Here is a 21,125-nt window from a genome sequence, read left to right on the forward strand (position 1 = left end):
CGGGAGGGGAATATCCCCCTCCCGATTCGCCTGCCCGTTCGGAGTTAATCATGAAGCTTTTCTCACCTACGACTTTTCAGGCTGGCATGCTGGCGGCTCTAACCCTGTTCAATACCAGCAGCCTCGCCAGCGTGGTCATCAGCGGTACCCGCGTGATTTACCCGTCGGATGCAAAGGAAATCAGCGTCAAAATCAGCAACGGCGGCCCATCGCCAGTACTGCTGCAAAGCTGGATCGACAGTGGCGATGCCAATGCCAAACCATCAGCCATCAAGGTGCCCTTCGTCCTGACCCCGCCGATGAACCGTGTCGAGGCCGGCAAGGGTCAGACGCTGCGTATCAGCTACTCCGGCGGTGCATTACCGATGGATAAAGAGTCGGTGTTCTGGTTGAACGTGCTGGAAGTGCCGGCCAAGAGTCAGGCCAAAACCGACGAAAACAAGCTGCAAATGGCGTTCCGTACCCGTATCAAGCTGTTCTATCGCCCGGCTGGTCTGGCAGGCAATGCCAACGATGCCGCCAAGGCGGTCACCTGGAGTACCCAGGGGAACAAGGTGCAGGCCACCAACCCGACACCGTTCTATGCCTCGCTGGTCAATCTGTCCATCAACGGCAAGAAGCTCGACAGTGCGATGATCGCCCCGAATAGCACTATGACGCTGGAATTGCCGGGCCAGGCTGGCAGCAAAATCAGCGGAACCTATGTGAACGACTACGGTGCCGTACTGCCTTTCGATGCGGTCATGAAATAGCTTCGATTGTAGTCAGCATAACTTATTGCAGTATCCACCATTATTCAGGAAATACGTTCTTGAAAGGATCTCTTATGTCTACATCTTTGCAACCCGGCCACCAGAGGCGACTTTCCCCCCTGACACTGGCCATTTTATCGACCTTTTTTGTTGGCGGCGTCCAGGCTGAGACTCCCCCCTCCGCGCCACAAGAGATCGCAAAGAACCTGGAGTTTGATCCGTCTTTCCTGAATGTTGATGATGAAAAATCGGTTGACCTCAGCCGCTTTGCCAATGGCTCGTCGGCCCTGCCCGGTGTCTATAAGACGGCGGTATTCGTTAACGAACAGTTGGTCAGCAATACCGATATCGAATTCAAGGCGCGCGCGGATAAAACTGTATATCCCTGCCTGACCAGCGAGCTGATCAAGAACATCGCGTTCAATTACGAAAAATTACCCTCGGACTTTTTAAGCCAGCAACAAGCAGGCGAGCAGTGTCTCGACCTGCAGCAAAAAATTCCTGAAGCCCAGGTTAATTACGACAGTAATGAACAACGTCTGGATATTGTCATTCCCCAGGTGTACATGCTGAACACCGCCCGGGGTACGGTCAGCCCGGAACTCTGGGACAGCGGTGTACCAGCGCTACTGCTTGGCTACAACGTCAACGGCTATACCAGCGATTCACACGGTGAAACCTTCAACTCGCTGTTCGCCGGGGTGAATGCCGGGCTGAACGTCGGGGCCTGGTACCTGCGCCACAACGGCTCCTATACCCGCATGGATAACGGGCCGAACCAGTACAGCAACATCAACACCTACCTGCAGCGCGATATCCCCGCGCTCAAGGCCCGTGTCTTGATGGGGCAGTCAAACACCACCGGCCAACTGTTCGATACGCTGCCGTTTACCGGTATCCAACTGTCCACCGACGAACGGATGTTGCCCGAATCCCTGCGCGGTTACGCGCCGGAAATCCGCGGCATTGCCCGTACCAATGCCCGTGTCACCGTACGTCAGAGCGGCCAGGTGCTGTATGAAACCACGGTCACCCCGGGAGAGTTCCTGATCAACGATCTCTACCCGACCGGCTACGGTGGCGATCTGGAGGTGAGCGTACGGGAATCCGACGGCACCGAGCAGACTTTCAGCGTGCCCTATGCGTCGGTGGCCCAGTTGCTGCGCCCAGGTGCATCGCGCTATTCCATCACCGCGGGTGAAGTTCGCAGCGACAACCTGCGTGATAAACCCGCTTTGTACCAGGCGACCTACCAGTTGGGGCTGACCAACGCCATCACCGGCTACGGCGGCCTGCAGCTCAGCCAGGATTACTATGCGCTGCAGCTGGGGGCGGCGGTGGGCACCCCGATTGGCGCACTGGCGTTTGATGTCACCCAGGCACGTACCCATCTGCAAAACGGCACCGATGAAAATGGCCGACATCAGTCAGGCAACAGCCTCAGCGGCCAAAGCTATCAGGTCAGTTACAGCAAACTGATCAGCGAGACCAACAGCAACCTGTCGCTGGCGGCCTACCGCTTCTCGACCGATGGCTACATGGATTTCATGACGGCGATGCAGACGCGCGACGCCGTGGCGCAGGGGTTTTCTCCCGACTCGATCTGGCGGGCCAAGAACCGCCTCACCCTGACCGCCGGTCAGGGGTTGCCCGACAACTGGGGGCAGCTGTATGTCAGTGGCTCCCTGCAGAACTACTGGAACAAGGACGGCAGCGAGAAGCAGTATCAGGTGGGCTACAACAACCGCTACAAGAGCCTGTCCTATGGGATCAGCGCCAACCGGACGTTCTCCAGCCTGGGCAGCTCGCAGACCAACTACCTGCTGAGCTTCAGTCTGCCGCTGGGTCGGAATGACCAGACCCACACACCACAGCTGCGCATGGACCTGTCCCATGACAGCACCGGGCGTTATGGCCAGCAGGCCACCGTCTCCGGTACCGCCGGGGCAGAGAATCAGTACAGCTACGGCGTGACGGCGATGAATGCCAACCAGGGCATGGGCACCAGCGGCTCGCTGAGCGGCAACTACCGCAGTCCGGTGACCGCACTGAGCGGCACCTACAGTACCGGCAAAGGCTATCAGAGTGCGTCCGCCGGCCTGAACGGCACGGTGATTGCACACTCTGGCGGCGTGACCTTTACCCCCTATACCTCGGATACCTTTGCCCTGGTCGAGGCCAAGGGAGCCGAAGGGGCCAGCGTGTCGTCATACCCTGGGGTGAAGATCGACTCACGCGGCTACGCGGTGGTGCCATACCTGAACCCGTACCAGATGAACGACATCAGTATCGATCCGAAAGGCACCGCGTCCGATGTGGAGCTGGACAACACCAGCCAGAAGGTGGCGCCGTACTCCGGGGCGGTGGTGAAGGTGAAATATGCCACCAAGCAAGGCACCCCTATTCTCGTCAACGCCACCTACCGGGGTGAGCCGGTGCCGTTTGGGGCCGATATCTTTGACAGCAAGGGAAACAGCGTGGGCTCCGTCGGCCAGGGTGGGCAACTGTATGCCCGCGTAGTGGAAGACCGGGGGCAACTGCGCGTGAAATGGGGGGAAGGCCGCGAGATGCAATGCGCCGTCAGCTATGTCCTGATGCCGGTAGCCAAAGGGCAGAAGCAATCGCAGATTCAACAGTTTAACTCAGCTTGTTCACCGAATGACGCTCCGGTGCCGGGGAACAAAATACTGGCCAACGCAGGTATAGATGCACCCGCAGGCGAAAGTTAAACAAACATGGCATGAGCCACGATATTTAATACTAGTTAGATAACCTAGATAGGTAGGAAATGTGGTGATAAGACTCGTTTCACTGAATGCTAAACGAATTTTATTTATCAGCTTCTTACCTCATTATCCAGGCTTTCTCAGCATGAGAGATAAATCAATGAAACGAAAAAATTCAAACCCACTGAAAAATATATTTTCAGTGTTATCTACACTGCCGATATGTACTATCCTCATCATGAGTGCTGTTTTTAGTCAGCATGCAGAGGCAGTAACGTGCTCCCCGGTTCCGGGTGTGGTTCCATTTCAAGGCATCTTAACGCTTTCTGGCAATATTACCGTTGGCCCCGACACGCCTGTCGGCACCGCTTTATATAGAGCTGACTACACCTTCCAGAATATGGGGGCGGTATTAATCTGTGATGCAGATGTGACATTGCAACAATATGCCCAATATAACACTACACCCTTACCTATTGTTCCTGTAACGATAGGGGGCTTTAGCGGCACGGTATATGAGAGTGGACTGCCTGGGATCGGTGTCTTTATCACAGGAACAAATGGCTTCAATGAAAAATTACCACGCATAGAAAGGACGGATTTTTTTGAGGTAGAAAAGCCCGTAGTCAATAGCGGATCTTATCGTGTTTGGCTGGTGAAAACAGGCCCTGTCACGCCGGGAATTATTAATGCGGCAAATTTCCCAACAGTAGCCGTAACGAAAATCGCAGCAGGTGTTGCTGGACTTCCTCTTCCGCTTCAATACCTGCAGTTTAATGGAAGTCTCAATGTAGTGTCGACTACCTGCGCAACCCCTGATGTTAATGTAGATTTAGGTCGATATGCTTCAACTGAATTTACAAGTGCCAATTCTGCAACACCGTGGGTGGATGCGTCCGTAACATTAAACAACTGCCCTACGTTCTATGGCACTTATAACATGAGTAACACCTCGTTAAGAAGGTCAGGAAATGGAGTGGTCACTACCAGCATAAGCAGCTCTGATCCTAACGCGCTGACATTAGGGCTGACACCAATGAATCCAGTCATTGATCCTCTTCAAGGTATTATGGCAGTAAATTCATCAACAGCTGATCCCGCAGCACAAGGGATAGGTATTCAAATCGGGTACGGTAATTCTTCAGGAACACCAACCCCCTTTAACTTTAGTCAAGTTCAGACTGTGATAGCGCCCAAAGATGGAACTACAACATTGAAGATCCCGTTAGCCGCTCGTTATATAAAAACTAATACACAGCTGGTAGGCGGCCGGGCGGATGGTAAAATGACGTTTACTATCAATTATTATTAGAACCTTATACTGCTTAAGGTCTCAGTTATTTTGAGGCCTTATAGATCTGTTTTTAGCCACCCAAATTCAACCTAATAAAGTAAGTATCATAATGGAGTATGAGAAATGAAAATCAACATAATAACTGATAATAATTACTTCTTTTTAGGGCTTCAAGAAAAAATAAAAAACGATAAAAATGAAATCAGGAAAGTAGAACCAAAAACTTTGTTCGAAGAAACAAAAGATGAAATAAGAAAGGCAGATGTATTCATTTTTTACATATCTTATTATAGCGTTGAACTTTCTTACTTAATTTCAACGGAACAACTTACTGGCCAGTTGATTTTCATTCCTACCAATAATAAGGTGAGGTTTAATTTTGCTTTTAAAAAACAATGCTTCCTTGATGCTAACACGGATGCCGAAGGAATATTAAAAAAAATCAAAGAAGGTCAGCAGAAAGGTAAATTACCTGAACCGCCAATAAAATCTTCGTTAACGAGTAGAGAGAAAACTATCCTTCTGCATACCATCAGCGGCATGAACCCACAATCTATTGGCCGATTTTTAAAAATTTCTATAAAAACAGTATATTCACACAGAAGAAATGCATTGCACAAATTGGGAGGGCGGAACATATTTGATATATGGCCGATTAGAGAGAAGATTATATTATATGAAAGCATATAATTAATCATAATGCTACATAGGGATTGGTAACTTAGTACATTAATTATTTTTAAAAGTTAATTGCGCCATGAAGAATAGGTGTAGTGGGAGGCGTTTTCCATCAAACCCTCCCATTTAAAAATCACAGTGATAAAAACTTGAATAGTGATGTCAAAATAAATTTTGGCTATGAATATATTTCAGGTTAACTCTGCATAGCCCAGCGCTAATCTGAATCTTAAATAAAGAGGAGTGGTTCTTCAGGACTTCATTTTTTAAAAGCAATGAAATAATTGTATCATCGGCTGTTGCTTTGTGATGATTCTGTTAATAATTCATTCAATTTTCAAATCAACATTGACTTACCATCACAATAAGTAGTTCCTTAACTACCTCATCCTTTCCCACCATCTCATCTATTATTTCCGTATGTTTAATAAACTTTTTCATGCTCAACTACAGATGCAATTCTCAGAATTCAGAGGACATTAAAACCTAAAAGGCCCCGGCAGTGTTTATCTTCCTACTTTACCCGATAATGGAAAGTCTCTTCCAGGACGGACAGAAGCCTGCCCGAAAAAATCACAAAGCGGAAAGGGCAGATATACGACGTCAGATTGATGACAAAGTGGCAATGTTGCTGGGTTCAACGGGCGCAGCGTGCTGCGCCCGCTCAGCTAAACCCGAGCAGGGTAAACGCATCGTCCTCGGGGTAGTAATCCAGCAGTCGCGTGGTCTCCTCTAACGACAGTCGCTTATAGCGGTTGTTAGAGATGCCATGCACCACCGCATGCTGCACTTTTGTAACGCGGATGCAGCGATCGAGCAGATCGGCGGCATCCCGGTGGCTCAGAAAGGCGCTCAGATCCCGTGCGCTGATCTGCTGGCCCGCTTCCAACGTCGTGAAGTTGGCAATCCGCACCGACAGTGCAGAAAGCCCTTCCTGATGGGCAAAATAGGCGGCGATACCTTCGCCAAACGCCTTGCTGGCCCCGTACATATTCTTCGGCTTCGGCGCATCGTCCGGGCGCACCTGGTAATCCAACGGATAGCCTTCCACCGCTTGTGCACTGCTGGCAAACACCACGCGTTGGCAGCCTGCGTCTTTCGCTGCCCGGAAGATGTTGAATGTACCAAGGATGTTGTTGTTCATCAGTGAAGAACAGAAATCGGCATCCGCCGAAGGATCGGCAGCCAAATGCAGCACGGTATCGATGTTGGCGCAGGCTGCCCGGCAAGCCTCGATATCGGTGATATCGAACGTCAGTACCTCGTCATTGGGCCGCAAATGAGAGATCAGGCCAGCTTCTTTTTCCGCCAGGCGAAAGTCGTAACGGTGGCCAGCAAACTGCCTGAACGCGGTCGCCACTCGGCCACCGGCACCGGTAATTAACACCCGCCCAAGTTCTGTACGTAATGCCATGGCGACTACTTTCCCTAAAGCAAATTTTCTGGAGACTAGTAATAATACTCTGAACTATTTTTGTCCATCTTTTAGTTAGTTTTTCTGATGTATTTTCTGGATTGATTAAGATTTTGCTTAGCATTTGCTGGGGTTTGTAGAGGGTTTTTTGGCTACTCAAAAATGAGTATAATGATAAATTCGATGAAACAAACAGGTCGAAATTAAATCGTAATTCAATGTTATTTAATGGCTTTAGTCTTTATTGATTATGTTTTGTTGCGTATTAAGACATGCCTTTACGGTAAATTACACTACGGAAATAGGTTAAAAATAGTAATGTTTTTTATGGCTAGCTAACGGTACAAAAGCGCTGAGGGGATGACAGGGGATTTTGTCTACCGGATCACACTTCGGCAACTTTGTGGCGGAAAGCCTTGCCGCACTGAAAAACAGAATGTTACCGTCATAGCTCAACCGATTTAGGGTTGTCACTGCTTTGGCAGGCAAAACCTAAACCTCGAGTTTCTGTTTCCCCATGTTGGGATCAGAGGCCGCGAGGTTTAGGTTTTTTTTTGCGCTGAATTCCTCCACGACGATTGGCCATCGCCGTGTCTAGGGAGCAGCAAGGTTAAGCGTTAAGGATGCAACCATGAAATATCAGGAATTAGCCAGTGAGATCTTGGCCGGCGTCGGTGGCCGCGACAATGTGAAAAGCCTGGTGCATTGCGCCACCCGCCTGCGTTTTAAACTGCAAGAACACGGTAAGGCGGATGCGGAGGCGCTGAAGAAAAATCCGGGCGTCATCATGGTCGTGGAAAGCGGTGGCCAGTTTCAGGTGGTGGTAGGTAACCACGTCGGGGAGGTTTTTAACGCCTTGAATGCGCAGCTTGGTGCGGGTGAGGAAACGCCCGCCAATGCACAAGAAGATAAACAGGAAAATCTGCTCAGCCGCTTTATCGACGTGGTTTCCGGCATTTTTACCCCGTTGCTCGGCGTGATGGCCGCTTCGGGGATCCTCAAGGGCTTCCTTGCGTTGAGCCTGGCCTGTGGTTGGCTGTTGGAGAGTAGCGGCACCTACAAGCTGCTGTTTGCGTCGAGTGACGCGCTGTTCTATTTCTTACCGATCATGCTGGGTTACACCGCTGGTAAGAAATTTGGCGGTAACGTTTTTGTCACCATGGCTATTGGTGGGGCGTTGACGCATCCGTTGATGATGGGGGCTTTTGAGGCGGCTCAGCTTCCGGGTGCCCAGCCGGAGTATTTCCTCGGCATCCCTATCACCTTTATCAACTACAGCTCATCGGTTATTCCGATCATTTTTGCCGCCTGGGTGTCCTGCCGCCTGGAGCCGCTATTTAACCGCGTGTTGCACAGCGCACTGCGTAATTTCGTGACGCCGTTGATGTGCCTGGTGATAACCGTGCCGCTCACCTTCCTGCTGATTGGCCCGGCGGCTACCTGGCTGAGCCTGATGTTGGCCAACGGTTATCAGGCTATCTATGCCTTCAACCCGATCGTGGCCGGTGCCTTTATGGGCGCGGCCTGGCAGGTCTGTGTGATCTTCGGCCTGCATTGGGGGCTGATACCGCTGATGCTCAACAATATGAGCGTATTTGGGCGCGACACCCTGTCTCCACTGCTGCTGCCTGCGGTGATGGGGCAAGTGGGGGCTACATTGGGCGTGATGCTGCGTACCCGCGATGCCAAGCTGCGGGTGATGGCGGGCTCTGCCGTTACCGCCGGTATCTTCGGTATTACCGAGCCTGCAGTGTACGGGGTCACGCTGCCAAACAAACGGCCATTTATTTTCGGCTGTATTGGCGGAGCGCTGGGTGGTGCGGTGATCGGTTACTTCCACACGGCAACCTACTCGTTTGGTTTGGTCAGTATCTTCACCTTTGCCCAGATCATTCCGGCGGGCGGCTTTGATGCGACGGTCCTGGGGGCGATTGCCGGTACCTTGGTGTCGTTTGTGTTTGCGGCTATTGCCAGCTATCTGTTCGGCATCGTACCGCCAGCGGAACAACCGGCTGAAGCGGCCCCGACCCCAGCTCCACAGGCATCTCTCAACCGCAAGCAGCAGGTCACCAGCCCGATTGCTGGCGACATCATCCCGTTGGAACAGGTTCAGGATGCCACCTTTGCCAGCGGCCTGCTGGGTAAAGGCGTGGCCATTATGCCGCACCAGGGCCGAGTGGTGGCCCCAGTCAATGGCTGTGTGGCATCGCTGTTCAAAACCAAGCACGCCATCGGCATTGAATCGGATGAGGGTGCCGAGGTGCTCATCCACGTGGGTATCGATACCGTCAAGCTTAACGGCCTGCATTTTACCGCCCATATCAAAGAGGGCGATCGCGTTAAACAGGGCGATCTGCTGATCGAGTTTGACCAAGAGGCGATCCGTGCCGCAGGTTTCGATACCACCACCCCGATCATCATCAGCAATAGCGACGACTATGTCGATGTGCTTACCAGCGGCCAAAGTCCGGTGCAGGAACAGGCACCGCTGCTGACACTATTACGTTAATCAGGTTTATTGAGGAGAAAGCGATGAGTTGCAAATTTCCACAGCATTTTCTATGGGGCGGCGCGGTCGCGGCAAATCAGGTTGAAGGCGCGTATCTGGAAGATGGCAAAGGCCTTTCGACGTCAGATCTGCAACCCCAAGGGATCTTTGGCGGGCTGACGCCGCGCGTTGCCGGAGACAGCGGTATCAAGGATGTGGCGATCGATTTCTACCACCGTTACCCTGAAGATATCGCATTGTTTGCCGAGATGGGCTTCAAGTGCCTGCGTACCTCGATCGCCTGGACGCGTATCTTCCCACAAGGGGATGAAGAGGTGCCGAATGAAGCCGGGCTGGCGTTTTACGATCGGCTGTTCGATGAGATGGCAAAATACGGCATTCAGCCATTGATCACCCTGTCGCATTACGAAATGCCCTATGCCCTGACGCAAAAGTATGGCGGTTGGGGCAATCGCCAACTTATTGAGTTTTTCGAGCGTTATGCCCGCACGGTGTTCGAACGTTACAAGCACAAGGTCAAACACTGGCTGACCTTCAATGAGATCAACATGTCGCTGCATGCGCCGTTTACCGGCGTGGGCCTGCCTGAAGACAGCAGCAAAAGCGAGATTTACCAGGCGATCCACCATCAGTTGGTAGCCAGCGCCAAGGCGGTCAAAGCCTGCCATGAGATCGTGCCGGACGGTAAGATCGGTAATATGTTGCTGGGCGGTATTCTTTATCCGCTGAGCTGCAAGCCGGAAGACCTGTTGGAAACCCAGCGTCAGAACCGCGACTGGATGTTCTTCGGTGACGTGCAGGTACGCGGTGCGTACCCGGCCTATATGAAGCGCTTCTTCCGTGAGAACGACATTCAGGTGACGATCACTGAGGAAGACAAGCAGGCACTGCGCGAAACCGTCGATTTCATCTCGTTCAGTTACTATATGAGTGGCTGCGTGACCACCGATGAAGAGCAGAACAAGACCGCCCGGGCCAATATCCTCAACATGGTGCCTAACCCACATCTGGCAAGCTCGGAATGGGGCTGGCAGATTGACCCGGTGGGGCTGCGTTATCTGCTCAACGTGCTGTATGACCGCTATCAGAAACCACTGTTTATCGTCGAGAACGGCCTGGGGGCGAAAGATCGCATTGAGGCCGACGGCAGCATCAACGACGATTACCGCATTGACTATATCAACGATCATCTGGTGCAGGTTGCGGAAGCGATCGACGATGGGGTTGAGGTGATGGGTTACACCAGTTGGGGGCCGATCGATCTGGTCAGCGCTTCCAAAGCGGAGATGGCGAAGCGCTACGGTTTTATCTATGTCGATCGCGATGATGCAGGTAACGGCAGCCTGGAGCGCCGCCGCAAGAAGAGTTTCTACTGGTATCGTGATGTGATCCACAGCAACGGCAGCAGCTTGAAGATCAAGTAATTACTCAGGGAAATAGGCCCCTCACCCCAACCCTCTCCCACAGGGAGAGGGAGCTGCCACGGTGTTGCGGTCGGGTGCTGCGATCGCTTTATCCTGCCCAAAAGGGAGCGGATTGGGTGCAATGGCTGTAACTGATGGTCAACTCGAACGGTCTCCTCCCACAGGGAGAGTGGGCTGTCACGGTGTTGCGGTTGGGGGCTGCGAACGTTTTGTTTCCTGCCTAAAAGGGAGCGGATTGGGTGCAATGGCCAGGTAATTTCTGTAACTGATAGTCAACTCGATCGGTCCCCTCTCCCTGTGGGAGAGGGCTAGGGTGAGGGGCCATAGCAGTGCTTATCTCTCCCACCTATCTCAAGCTTACACCACCTCGTTTGCCTGATATCGCTGCCGGGCATGGTCAAACCAACGGGCCGGGACGTTATGCGGAGGCCGCTGCAGCGCCTGCAAGCCCTGTTCGATGATATAGCTAGCCTGCCGCCACAGTTGTGGATCGCCTTCGGTCAGCACTTCCAGCAGGCGCTGTTTTTCCACCAGGTAGGTTTTGGCGAAGTGGTTATCGTATTGCAACAGGGAACGGGTGTTGTCGATCAAATCGGCCAGCTTGATGGTTTTGGCCTGTGGGGAGGCATTGGCGCTGTGGCGACGATCGCGGTTCTTGCGTTGATAGCGATTTTCCGCGCTGCCGACGCTGACGTTGGTCAGCATAGCGACCAGGCTGGCAACCTGCAGGCCAAAATGGCTTTCGATATCGGCCAGCGTAGAGGGGGTATCTTCCACGGTGTCATGCAACCAGGCCGCAGCCAGCATCTCTTCGCTGTGCGGCACGCTGCTGACAATCTCCATCACTGCCTGCGGATGCACAATATACGGGTCGTTCGTGTATTTGCGGCGCTGATCGATCGCTCCATGCGCTTTGGTGGCATAGCGGCGGGCGCGTTCGGCCAATGTGTCAGTCATGCTTTGATTTCCCTGCGGCATCCGATGGATAGAACTTAGCATACCGTGCTTAACGTCGGTTGTGCGAGCCTGGGCTACGCGCAGAATGGTCTACACTGGATCGGGTCACCAACCCGAAAAGGAACGATCTATGTCTATTGAGAAAGTGGTTTATCGCGCCCATGCCAAGGCAACCGGTGGCCGAGACGGCCGTGCAACCTCATCCGACGGCGTGTTGGACGTGAAATTAGGCGTGCCGAAAGAGATGGGCGGCGCCGGTGGGGAGGTTACCAACCCTGAGCAACTGTTTGCCGCGGGCTATTCGGCCTGTTTCCTGGGGGCACTGAAGTTTGTCGCCTCGAAGGAAAAAGTGAAAATCCCTGCTGAAGCCTCCATCGAGGGCACCGTCGGTATCGGTGAGATCCCCAACGGTTTTGGTATTGAGGTTCAGCTGGATATCAGCTTGCCGGGCGTAGAGCGTAGCGTCGCGGAAGACTTGGTGAAGAAAGCCCATGTGGTCTGCCCCTACTCCAATGCCACGCGCGGCAATATCGATGTAACCCTTAACATTAAATAATGTTTCCTGCCAAAAACCGGTGAAAGAGGGGGGCAATGCTCCCCCATTCACAAGTCCTGTCTCCCCGCTATTTTTCTCACAGAATTGGCAAAAAATGCTCGTTTAGTGAGATTTTTCTTGATTCTGTTCTGCAGAATGATGCTTATTGCCCATCGGCTGAACCTGAGGGCATATCGACTGTCTGATGGTTTCAGAACTTGAAGCCCGGAGCCACTGCGTTACATGAACAGAGTTAAATCGCTATCACAGCAGAATTTATCGTTATTGTTAGCGATCTATATCGGCATCTTTTTAAACCTTTCCGTTTTCTATCGTCGTTTTGATTCCTTTGCGCACGGCATTCAGGGGATCAAGGTGGTTTCTGCGGTGACAGAAGTCATCGCCATTGTCCTGTTCACCTTCTTTATCATGCGGCTGGTATCCCTGGGAGGCCGGCTGTTTTACCGCATCGTCGCCTCTTTGCTGGTATTGATCTCCGTCGCTGCCAGTTACTACATGACGTTCTTCAACGTGGTGATTGGCTATGGGATTATCGTTTCGGTGATGACCACCGATATCGATCTCTCCAAAGAGGTAGTCGGGCTGAATTTTGTGCTGTGGATGATCGTGGTCAGCGCTTTGCCGCTGCTGTGCATCTGGAGCAATAACCTGCGCGATACCCTGATCGAACAAATGAAAACGCCAGGGCAGCGGATTAAGCCACTGTTGATCATGTTGGCGGTGGTCGCGCTGGTGTGGTTGCCGCTGCGTACCTTGGATAAAGAGCAAAGCGCACAGGAAAAGATCACCAATATCGATCTGCCGAGCTATGGTGGGGTGGTTGCGCACTCTTATCTGCCTTCCAACTGGCTTTCGGCTCTGGGGCTGTTTGCCTACACCCGTTATGATGAAAGCTCGGACGCAGCCAACATGTTCGATCCCAGCAAGAACTTTACCTATGTTGCCCCAGAGGGCATTGATGACACCTACGTGGTGTTTATCATCGGTGAAACCACCCGCTGGGATCATATGGGCATCCTGGGCTATGAGCGTGATACCACGCCAAAGCTCTCGCAGGAGAAAAACCTGGTGGCATTCCGTGGGGAATCTTGTGATACCTCTACCAAGCTTTCGTTACGCTGTATGTTCGTGCGCGAGCATGGCACCTCGGATAACCCGCAGCGAACCCTGAAAGAGCAGAATATCTTTGCCGTACTGAAAGAGCTGGGCTTCAGTTCCGAGCTGTTCGCGATGCAGAGCGAGGTGTGGTTCTACAACAATACCGATGTGGATAACTACTCATTCCGTGAAATGATCGCCTCAGAGAAGCGTAACGACGGTAAATCGGTGGACGATATGCTGTTGGTGGATGAGATGAAAGAGTCGCTGGCTCGCCATCCAGACGGCAAGCATCTAGTGATCCTGCATACCAAAGGGTCGCATTACCTCTATTCACAGCGCTACCCGCGCAGTTTTGCTCGTTATCAGCCGGAATGCATGGGCGTGGATGAGTTCTGCTCCAAAGAGCGCTTGATTAACGCCTATGACAACTCGGTGCTGTACACCGATACCTTTATCGACAGCGTGATTGACCAGGTGCGCGATAAGAAGGCTATCGTGTTCTACGCGGCCGACCATGGCGAATCCATTGGTGAAAACTCGCACCTGCATGGTACGCCGCGTGAAATGGCCCCGCCGGAGCAGTTCCGTGTGCCGATGATCGTCTGGGCCTCCGATAAATACCTCGAAGACCCACAGCATAAGAGTGCGTTTGAGCAGTTGCAGACTCAACAGCGGGTTGGCCAGCCGCACCGTCACGTAGAACTGTTTGACTCTATCCTCGGTTGCCTGGGTTATACCTCGCCAGACGGCGGTATTGTTGAGAGCAATAACTGGTGCCGCCTCCCGCAGAGCAAAGCGGACGCCAAAGCGCTGTAAACCGAACCAGAAGGGCCGTGTCCGCTCAGATACTGGCCTGTTTGGCGCTTTTAGCGCCACTTGGTGTGCGGTGGTGAAAAAGAGATTGACGCGTATACGGCCCGGCAGTAAGATGCGCCCCGCATCGGCGAGTAGCGCAGCTTGGTAGCGCAACTGGTTTGGGACCAGTGGGTCGGAGGTTCGAATCCTCTCTCGCCGACCACATTCAAGAAAGCCCGCTTTTTTAAGCGGGCTTTTTTACGTCTGGAGTGGCTGCCTTGCCAATGACAAAATCGAAATGGATTTGGTCGTAGGGGAATATCACTCCGGCTGTACCCTTATCAACGATGCCGCAAGCCAACAACGCCTGAAGATCCGTATGCACAGCTTTGACATCCCGCTCAACGCGACGAGCAACTCCTGCCCGTATGGCAAAAAATGTCTACCTCTAGCTAGGCATCAATAGTGTGAGGGGAAGTAGAGGCTGGCAAGAGGGCTCTTTTAATGGTTGCGAGTCCACTCGCAACGTGGGGTCAGTAGCCAGCGAAATGGTAAGAAATTCCCCGTGCACAACCCCTCTACCCAGCTCCCTCTTTCGGGTAGTGCCCCAGCATTTCCTCCTGTCTTTTACCGGGATCACAAAAATAACCGCTCAGATATTCATCATTCAGCAATAATCTTTTTTGGTTTTTTATTGGAGGTTAATGCTGGATAGGTCCTTAACGCTGGTTCATGTCGCCAAGATTTAACCCGTAGCACAAGTTTTAATGCTGTAAATGTTGCTGAAAGGTTTTTTTTATGTTTGCTTGCTGTTTCTCACAGTCTAGGTAAATCCCTACTGGTTATATTGACGGCACCCCAAACAGTTGGCAATTTGGTACCCTCAGGGATAAGAGTGAGAGGTGTATGAGTGGAATTCACTCGCTCAAACGCCCTGCCGTGATGCGTTCCATCCGGCATTCTCGCGCTTTTTATTCCTCCTGCCTTCGGGCACTGACCGCACAGGCCGCGTAACAAAAAATATTAGGCTCTGGCGGTAATACACACACCACATCACATACGGAGCACTAGCGATGACAAGTTCCTTGGGTAAATCAGGGATTCTGAAATTCGGTATCGGCCTGATTGCGCTGACCGTTGCGGCCAGCGTGCAGGCAAAGACGCTGGTTTACTGTTCTGAAGGCTCTCCTGAAGGGTTCAACCCGCAGTTGTTCACCTCCGGCACCACCTATGATGCCAGCTCAGTGCCAATCTATAACCGTCTGGTTGAGTTCAAACTGGGCACCACCGAACTGGAACCCGGCCTGGCAGAGAAGTGGGACGTCAGCGAAGACGGTAAAACCTATACCTTCCACCTGCGCAAAGGCGTGAAGTGGCAGGACAGCAAAGATTTCAAACCTACCCGTGAACTGAATGCCGACGACGTGGTGTTCTCCTTCATGCGTCAGCTCGATCCAAACCACCCTTACCACAAGGTTTCTGGCGGCAGCTATGAATACTTCCAGGGGATGGGCATGCAGGATCTGATCAGCAAAGTCGAGAAAGTGGACGATAACACCGTTCGCTTCACGCTGACCCGTCCAGAAGCGCCATTCCTGGCTGATCTGGGCATGGACTTCGCTTCCATCCTGTCTGCAGAATATGCCGACAAGATGATGAAAGCCGGTACGCCAGAGAAAGTGGACCTGAACCCAGTGGGTACCGGGCCGTTCCAACTGCTGCAGTACCAGAAAGACTCCAAAATCCTCTACAAGGCCTTTGACGGTTTCTGGGGCACCAAGCCGAAGATCGATCGCCTGGTGTTCTCCATCACGCCTGATGCCTCTGTGCGTTACGCCAAACTGCAGAAAAACGAGTGCCAGGTCATGCCGTACCCGAACCCGGCAGACATCGCTCGCATGAAGCAGGACAAAACCATCAACCTGATGGAACAGCCTGGCCTGAACGTCGGCTACCTGTCGTTCAACACCGAGAAGAAGCCGCTGGATAACGTGAAGGTGCGTCAGGCACTGACCATGGCGGTGAACAAGCAGGCCATCGTGGATGCGGTGTATCAGGGGGCGGGTCAACCTGCCAAGAACCTGATCCCACCAACCATGTGGGGCTATAACGACGAGGTCAAAGACTACACTTACGATCCGGTCAAGGCCAAAGAGTTGCTGAAAGAAGCAGGCATGCCAGATGGCTTCTCCATCGATCTGTGGGCGATGCCGGTACAGCGTCCGTATAACCCGAACGCACGTCGTATGGCTGAGATGATCCAGTCCGACTGGGCGAAGATTGGCGTCAATGCCAAGATCGTCACCTACGAGTGGGGCGAGTACCTCAAGCGTGCCAAAGACGGTGAGCACCAGACGGTCATGATGGGCTGGACCGGTGACAATGGGGATCCAGACAACTTCTTCGCCACGCTGTTCAGCTGTGCGGCCGCTAAAGATGGTTCCAACTACTCCCGTTGGTGCTACAAGCCGTTTGAGGATCTGATCCAACCGGCCCGTGCCGAAGCAGACCACGACAAACGCGTTGCACTCTACAAGCAGGCTCAGGTAGTCATGCACGATCAGGCTCCGGCGCTGATTGTTGCCCACTCCACCGTTTACGAGCCAGTGCGTAAAGAAGTGAAGGGCTATGTGGTCGATCCGCTTGGTAAACATCACTTTGAGAACGTTTCTCTGGACTAAGCCTACCAAGGCTGGTTGAAGGACTGGGATAGTTAATCTGCAGGGGCGTAATACGTTGCGCCCCTGCATTCCCGTCCCCAGAAGAATGTCGTGAAGCGTGTGAGTTTTAATAAGCCTGGCGGACGATGAGCTGCCGGGCACTTTATACAGAGAGTTCGGGATATGTTGCAGTTCATACTCCGACGTTTGGGGTTAGTTATCCCAACGTTTATCGGCATAACGTTGCTGACTTTTGCATTCGTCCATATGATCCCCGGCGATCCGGTGACCATTATGGCCGGGGAACGCGGGATCTCCGCAGAGCGCCATGCACAACTCATGGCAGAGATGGGGCTGGACAAACCGCTCTATCACCAATACTTCAATTACGTCACCAACGTGCTGCAGGGCGATTTGGGGACGTCCCTCAAAAGCCGTATCTCCGTGTGGGAAGAGTTTGTGCCGCGCTTTAAGGCCACCCTGGAACTGGGCCTTTGCGCGATGCTCTTCGCGGTGATTGTCGGTATCCCGGTGGGGGTGCTGGCGGCCGTCAAGCGAGGTTCGGTGTTTGACCATACCGCCGTGGGTCTCTCCCTGACCGGCTATTCAATGCCGATCTTCTGGTGGGGCATGATGCTGATCATGCTGGTCTCGGTACAGCTCAACCTCACGCCCGTATCGGGGCGAATAAGCGATACGGTCTTCCTCGATGACAGTCTGCCGCTGACCGGCTTTATGCTGATCGACACCCTGTTCTGGGGGGAGCCGGGTGATTTCATCGACGCCGTGATGCATATGATCCTGCCTGCCATCGTGTTGGGCACCATCCCGCTGGCGGTTATCGTGCGTATGACCCGTTCCTCCATGCTGGAAGTGCTGGGTGAAGACTATATCCGTACTGCGCGCGCCAAGGGTGTGAGCCGTATGCGGGTGATCGTGGTGCATGCGTTGCGTAACGCTTTGCTGCCGGTGGTGACGGTGATCGGCCTACAGGTCGGTACCTTGCTGGCCGGGGCGATCCTGACAGAAACCATCTTCTCCTGGCCGGGGCTTGGCCGCTGGCTGATGGATGCGTTGCAACGCCGTGATTATCCGGTTGTTCAGGGCGGCGTATTGTTGGTCGCCTGTATGATTATTCTGGTTAACCTGCTGGTAGACGTGCTCTACGGCGTGGTCAACCCGCGTATTCGCCACAAGAAATAAGGGGCGCTCTGATGTCTCAAATTACCGAGTCTGTAGTGAAAGGTGCGCCGAAGCCAATGACCCCGTTCCAGGAGTTTTGGCACTATTTCAAGCGCAACAAAGGGGCCGTCGTTGGCCTGGTTTATATCGTGGTCATGCTGGTGGTTGCAGTGGGGGCAGGGGTCCTGGCTCCACATGCGCCTGCCGAACAGTTCCGTGATGCCCTGCTTAGGCCACCGGTCTGGGAGGATGGCGGCAGCTGGAAGTTTATTCTGGGTACCGACGATGTCGGCCGTGATGTGCTGTCGCGGCTGATGTACGGTGCCAGGCTCTCGTTGCTGGTCGGCTGCCTGGTGGTGGTGCTTTCGCTGGTGATGGGCGTGGTATTCGGCCTGTTGGCCGGTTATTTCGGCGGCGTAGTCGATGCCATCATCATGCGCGTGGTCGATATCATGCTGGCACTGCCAAGCCTGTTGTTGGCGTTGGTGCTGGTGGCGGTGTTTGGGCCCTCGATCGTTAACGCCTCGCTGGCGCTGACCTTCGTTGCTTTGCCGCACTATGTCCGCTTGACCCGCGCTGCGGTGCTGGTGGAAGTGAACCGCGATTACGTGACGGCTTCCCGCGTGGCGGGGGCTGGGGCGGCGCGTCAGATGTTCGTCAATATCCTGCCAAACTGCCTGGCACCGCTGATCGTGCAGGCTTCTCTCGGTTTCTCGAACGCCATTCTGGATATGGCCGCTCTCGGCTTCCTGGGTATGGGTGCGCAACCGCCAACGCCGGAGTGGGGCACCATGCTCTCCGACGTGTTGCAGTTCGCGCAAAGTGCCTGGTGGGTTGTGACCTTCCCAGGGGTGGCCATTCTGCTGACGGTTTTGGCCTTTAACCTGATGGGGGACGGCTTGCGTGATGCTCTCGACCCCAAACTCAAGCAGTAACAGAGGAAGAGAGAATGGCGTTATTAAATGTAGACAAGCTTTCGGTGCACTTCGGTGACGAAGGTGCGCCGTTCCGCGCGGTAGACCGAATCAGCTACAGCGTAGAACAGGGGCAGGTGGTTGGCATCGTCGGCGAATCCGGCTCCGGTAAATCCGTCAGCTCACTGGCGATCATGGGGTTGATCGATTTCCCCGGCAAGGTGATGGCCGATAAGTTGGAGTTCAACGGCCAGGACCTGCGGAAAATCTCGGAAAAAGAGCGCCGCCAACTGGTGGGCTCCGAAGTAGCGATGATCTTCCAGGACCCGATGACCAGCCTGAACCCGTGCTATACCGTGGGTTTCCAGATTATGGAAGCGCTGAAGGTGCATCAGGGCGGTAACCGCCGTACTCGTCGCCAACGCGCTATCGACCTACTCAATCAGGTAGGCATTCCCGATCCGGCCTCGCGGTTGGACGTTTACCCTCATCAGCTTTCCGGCGGGATGAGCCAGCGTGTGATGATCGCCATGGCGATCGCCTGCCGGCCCAAGCTGCTGATTGCGGATGAACCGACGACCGCGCTCGACGTGACCATTCAGGCCCAGATCATTGAGCTGCTGCTTGAGCTGCAACAGCGCGAAAACATGGCGCTGCTGCTGATCACCCACGATCTGGCACTGGTGGCGGAAGCGGCGCACCACATCATCGTGATGTACGCCGGGCAGGTGGTGGAATCTGGCAAGGCGGTAGAAATTTTCCGTTCGCCGCGCCACCCGTACACCCAGGCGCTGCTGCGTGCGTTGCCGGAGTTTGCTACCGACAAGGCGCGTTTGGCCTCGCTGCCTGGCGTGGTGCCGGGCAAGTACGATCGGCCGCAAGGTTGCTTGCTGAACCCACGTTGCCCGTATGCTACCCAACACTGTCGCGAAGAAGAGCCGGAACTGCGCAGCATTCCCGGCCGTCAGGTTAAATGTCACACACCGCTGGATGATGCGGGGAGGCCGACCGTATGAGCCAGAACCACCCTTTATTGCAGGCCATTGACCTGAAAAAACACTACCCGGTCAAGAAGGGGCTGTTTGCCCCGGAACGGCTGGTGAAGGCGCTGGACGGGGTTTCCTTTACCCTTGAGCGCGGTAAAACCTTGGCGGTGGTTGGGGAGTCTGGCTGTGGCAAGTCCACGCTGGGCCGCCTGCTGACCATGATCGAAATCCCTACCGGTGGTGAGTTGTACTATCAGGGGCAAGATCTGCTTAAGCCGGACGTGACGGCAGAGAAGCTGCGCCGCCAGAAGATCCAGATCGTGTTCCAGAATCCTTACGGATCGCTTAACCCTCGTAAGAAGGTGGGGCAGATCCTCGAGGAGCCGCTGTTGATCAACACCTCGTTGAGCAGCGCCGAACGGCGTGAGAAAGCGCTGGAAATGATGGCGAAGGTCGGCCTGAAAACCGAGCATTACGACCGTTACCCGCATATGTTCTCCGGCGGCCAACGGCAGCGTATTGCCATTGCGCGTGGGCTGATGCTCAACCCGGACGTGGTGATTGCCGATGAGCCGGTCTCTGCGCTGGACGTGTCCGTGCGTGCGCAGGTACTGAACCTGATGATGGATCTGCAACAGGATCTGGGGTTGTCTTACGTGTTCATCTCCCACGATCTGTCGGTGGTGGAGCACATTGCTGATGAAGTGATGGTAATGTACCTTGGCCGCTGCGTGGAGAAGGGCAGTAAAGACGCCATCTTCAACAATCCGCGCCATCCGTACACTCAGGCACTGCTTTCCGCTACACCGCGCCTGAACCCGGATATGCGCCGGGAGCGCATCAAGCTGACCGGTGAACTGCCAAGCCCGATGAATCCACCGCCGGGCTGTGCATTCAACGCCCGCTGCCGCCGTGCCTTTGGCACCTGCACCCAGCTGCAACCGCAGCTCAAGCAGTATGGCGATCAGATGGTGGCCTGCTTTGCCGTCGACCAGGACGACGCTGCCGGGTCTTGAGACTATTAACCGGGCTCGCAACGTAGATACTCTGCGTGCTGCGCCCGATTACCTCAGCAACATTATCACTCGATCTTCAATCTGACGCCGGTAGCGATACCGGCGTTTTTTTACTTATAGATGCGAAGCAAATCCCATGGTGATTACTTTTTAGTCGATAT

General features: G+C 53.7%; 16 protein-coding genes and 1 tRNA gene. 14 read left to right on the plus strand and 3 right to left on the minus strand.

Annotated elements, in window-relative coordinates; genetic code table 11:
• Nucleotides 1–86 precede the first annotated feature (86 nt).
• The 4 genes from AC6HVW_RS19520 to AC6HVW_RS19535 all read left to right on the plus strand — a co-directional run bounded on the left by AC6HVW_RS19520 (nucleotide 87) and on the right by AC6HVW_RS19535 (nucleotide 5,462).
• Nucleotides 87–752, plus strand: coding sequence for a fimbrial biogenesis chaperone (locus tag AC6HVW_RS19520; RefSeq protein ID WP_175415643.1), 666 nt, complete (start codon nucleotides 87–89; stop codon nucleotides 750–752).
• A 74-nt stretch (nucleotides 753–826) separates the two neighbouring features.
• A complete protein-coding gene (locus AC6HVW_RS19525; RefSeq protein ID WP_081367021.1) occupies nucleotides 827–3,481 on the plus strand; it encodes a fimbria/pilus outer membrane usher protein in 2,655 nt (884 codons plus the stop codon).
• 64 nt (nucleotides 3,482–3,545) lie between these two features.
• On the plus strand, nucleotides 3,546–4,790 hold the full coding sequence (locus tag AC6HVW_RS19530) for a fimbrial protein (RefSeq protein ID WP_137751107.1): 1,245 nt from the start codon (nucleotides 3,546–3,548) through the stop codon (nucleotides 4,788–4,790).
• A 105-nt stretch (nucleotides 4,791–4,895) separates the two neighbouring features.
• Entirely contained in the window at nucleotides 4,896–5,462 is a 567-nt protein-coding gene (locus AC6HVW_RS19535; RefSeq protein ID WP_071681690.1) for a helix-turn-helix transcriptional regulator, read from the plus strand.
• Between the two features lie 652 nt (nucleotides 5,463–6,114).
• On the opposite strand, the gene AC6HVW_RS19540 is transcribed toward AC6HVW_RS19535, so the two are convergent.
• A complete protein-coding gene (locus AC6HVW_RS19540) occupies nucleotides 6,115–6,864 on the minus strand; it encodes an NAD-dependent epimerase/dehydratase family protein (protein ID WP_071681691.1) in 750 nt (249 codons plus the stop codon).
• A 631-nt stretch (nucleotides 6,865–7,495) separates the two neighbouring features.
• Between AC6HVW_RS19540 and bglF the strand changes: the two genes are divergently transcribed.
• Both bglF and AC6HVW_RS19550 read left to right on the plus strand, forming a co-directional pair.
• Nucleotides 7,496–9,373: a PTS beta-glucoside transporter subunit IIABC gene (gene bglF / locus AC6HVW_RS19545; protein WP_071681693.1), complete on the plus strand. Its 1,878-nt coding sequence runs from the start codon at nucleotides 7,496–7,498 to the stop codon at nucleotides 9,371–9,373.
• Between the two features lie 23 nt (nucleotides 9,374–9,396).
• A complete protein-coding gene (locus AC6HVW_RS19550; protein ID WP_071681695.1) occupies nucleotides 9,397–10,797 on the plus strand; it encodes a glycoside hydrolase family 1 protein in 1,401 nt (466 codons plus the stop codon).
• A 357-nt stretch (nucleotides 10,798–11,154) separates the two neighbouring features.
• On the opposite strand, the gene AC6HVW_RS19555 is transcribed toward AC6HVW_RS19550, so the two are convergent.
• The gene (locus AC6HVW_RS19555) at nucleotides 11,155–11,754 is read right to left on the minus strand and encodes an HD domain-containing protein (RefSeq protein ID WP_071681696.1); all 600 of its coding nucleotides are present in this window, start codon (nucleotides 11,752–11,754) and stop codon (nucleotides 11,155–11,157) included.
• Nucleotides 11,755–11,884: 130 nt separating this feature from the next.
• Between AC6HVW_RS19555 and AC6HVW_RS19560 the strand changes: the two genes are divergently transcribed.
• The 3 genes from AC6HVW_RS19560 (at nucleotide 11,885) to AC6HVW_RS19570 (ending at nucleotide 14,429) form a co-directional block, all read left to right on the plus strand.
• Nucleotides 11,885–12,310, plus strand: a complete 426-nt coding sequence (locus tag AC6HVW_RS19560) for an organic hydroperoxide resistance protein (RefSeq protein ID WP_024486966.1) — start codon at nucleotides 11,885–11,887, stop codon at nucleotides 12,308–12,310.
• A gap of 222 nt (nucleotides 12,311–12,532) precedes the next feature.
• Nucleotides 12,533–14,227: a kdo(2)-lipid A phosphoethanolamine 7''-transferase gene (eptB, locus tag AC6HVW_RS19565; protein ID WP_071681697.1), complete on the plus strand. Its 1,695-nt coding sequence runs from the start codon at nucleotides 12,533–12,535 to the stop codon at nucleotides 14,225–14,227.
• 125 nt (nucleotides 14,228–14,352) lie between these two features.
• A tRNA-Pro gene (locus AC6HVW_RS19570) sits at nucleotides 14,353–14,429 on the plus strand.
• A 21-nt stretch (nucleotides 14,430–14,450) separates the two neighbouring features.
• On the opposite strand, the gene AC6HVW_RS19575 is transcribed toward AC6HVW_RS19570, so the two are convergent.
• Nucleotides 14,451–14,636 carry an HVO_A0114 family putative DNA-binding protein gene (locus AC6HVW_RS19575; protein WP_437437128.1) on the minus strand — a complete coding sequence of 62 codons (186 nt, stop codon included), beginning with the start codon at nucleotides 14,634–14,636 and terminating at the stop codon, nucleotides 14,451–14,453.
• Nucleotides 14,637–15,279: 643 nt separating this feature from the next.
• Between AC6HVW_RS19575 and dppA the strand changes: the two genes are divergently transcribed.
• From dppA to dppF, 5 genes are all read left to right on the plus strand, one after another.
• Nucleotides 15,280–16,887: a dipeptide ABC transporter periplasmic-binding protein DppA gene (dppA, locus tag AC6HVW_RS19580; RefSeq protein WP_021181584.1), complete on the plus strand. Its 1,608-nt coding sequence runs from the start codon at nucleotides 15,280–15,282 to the stop codon at nucleotides 16,885–16,887.
• A 162-nt stretch (nucleotides 16,888–17,049) separates the two neighbouring features.
• Nucleotides 17,050–18,069, plus strand: a complete 1,020-nt coding sequence (gene dppB, locus AC6HVW_RS19585) for a dipeptide ABC transporter permease DppB (protein WP_071681699.1) — start codon at nucleotides 17,050–17,052, stop codon at nucleotides 18,067–18,069.
• 11 nt (nucleotides 18,070–18,080) lie between these two features.
• Nucleotides 18,081–18,983, plus strand: coding sequence for a dipeptide ABC transporter permease DppC (gene dppC, locus AC6HVW_RS19590; protein WP_071681701.1), 903 nt, complete (start codon nucleotides 18,081–18,083; stop codon nucleotides 18,981–18,983).
• A gap of 14 nt (nucleotides 18,984–18,997) precedes the next feature.
• A complete protein-coding gene (gene dppD / locus AC6HVW_RS19595) occupies nucleotides 18,998–19,978 on the plus strand; it encodes a dipeptide ABC transporter ATP-binding protein (RefSeq protein ID WP_021181581.1) in 981 nt (326 codons plus the stop codon).
• Nucleotides 19,975–20,964: a dipeptide ABC transporter ATP-binding subunit DppF gene (dppF, locus tag AC6HVW_RS19600; protein WP_071681703.1), complete on the plus strand. Its 990-nt coding sequence runs from the start codon at nucleotides 19,975–19,977 to the stop codon at nucleotides 20,962–20,964. Before dppD ends, dppF begins: the two co-directional genes overlap by 4 nt.
• Nucleotides 20,965–21,125: the final 161 nt, after the last annotated feature.

The sequence above is a fragment of the Serratia sp. NCCP-200 genome (assembly GCF_059697885.1).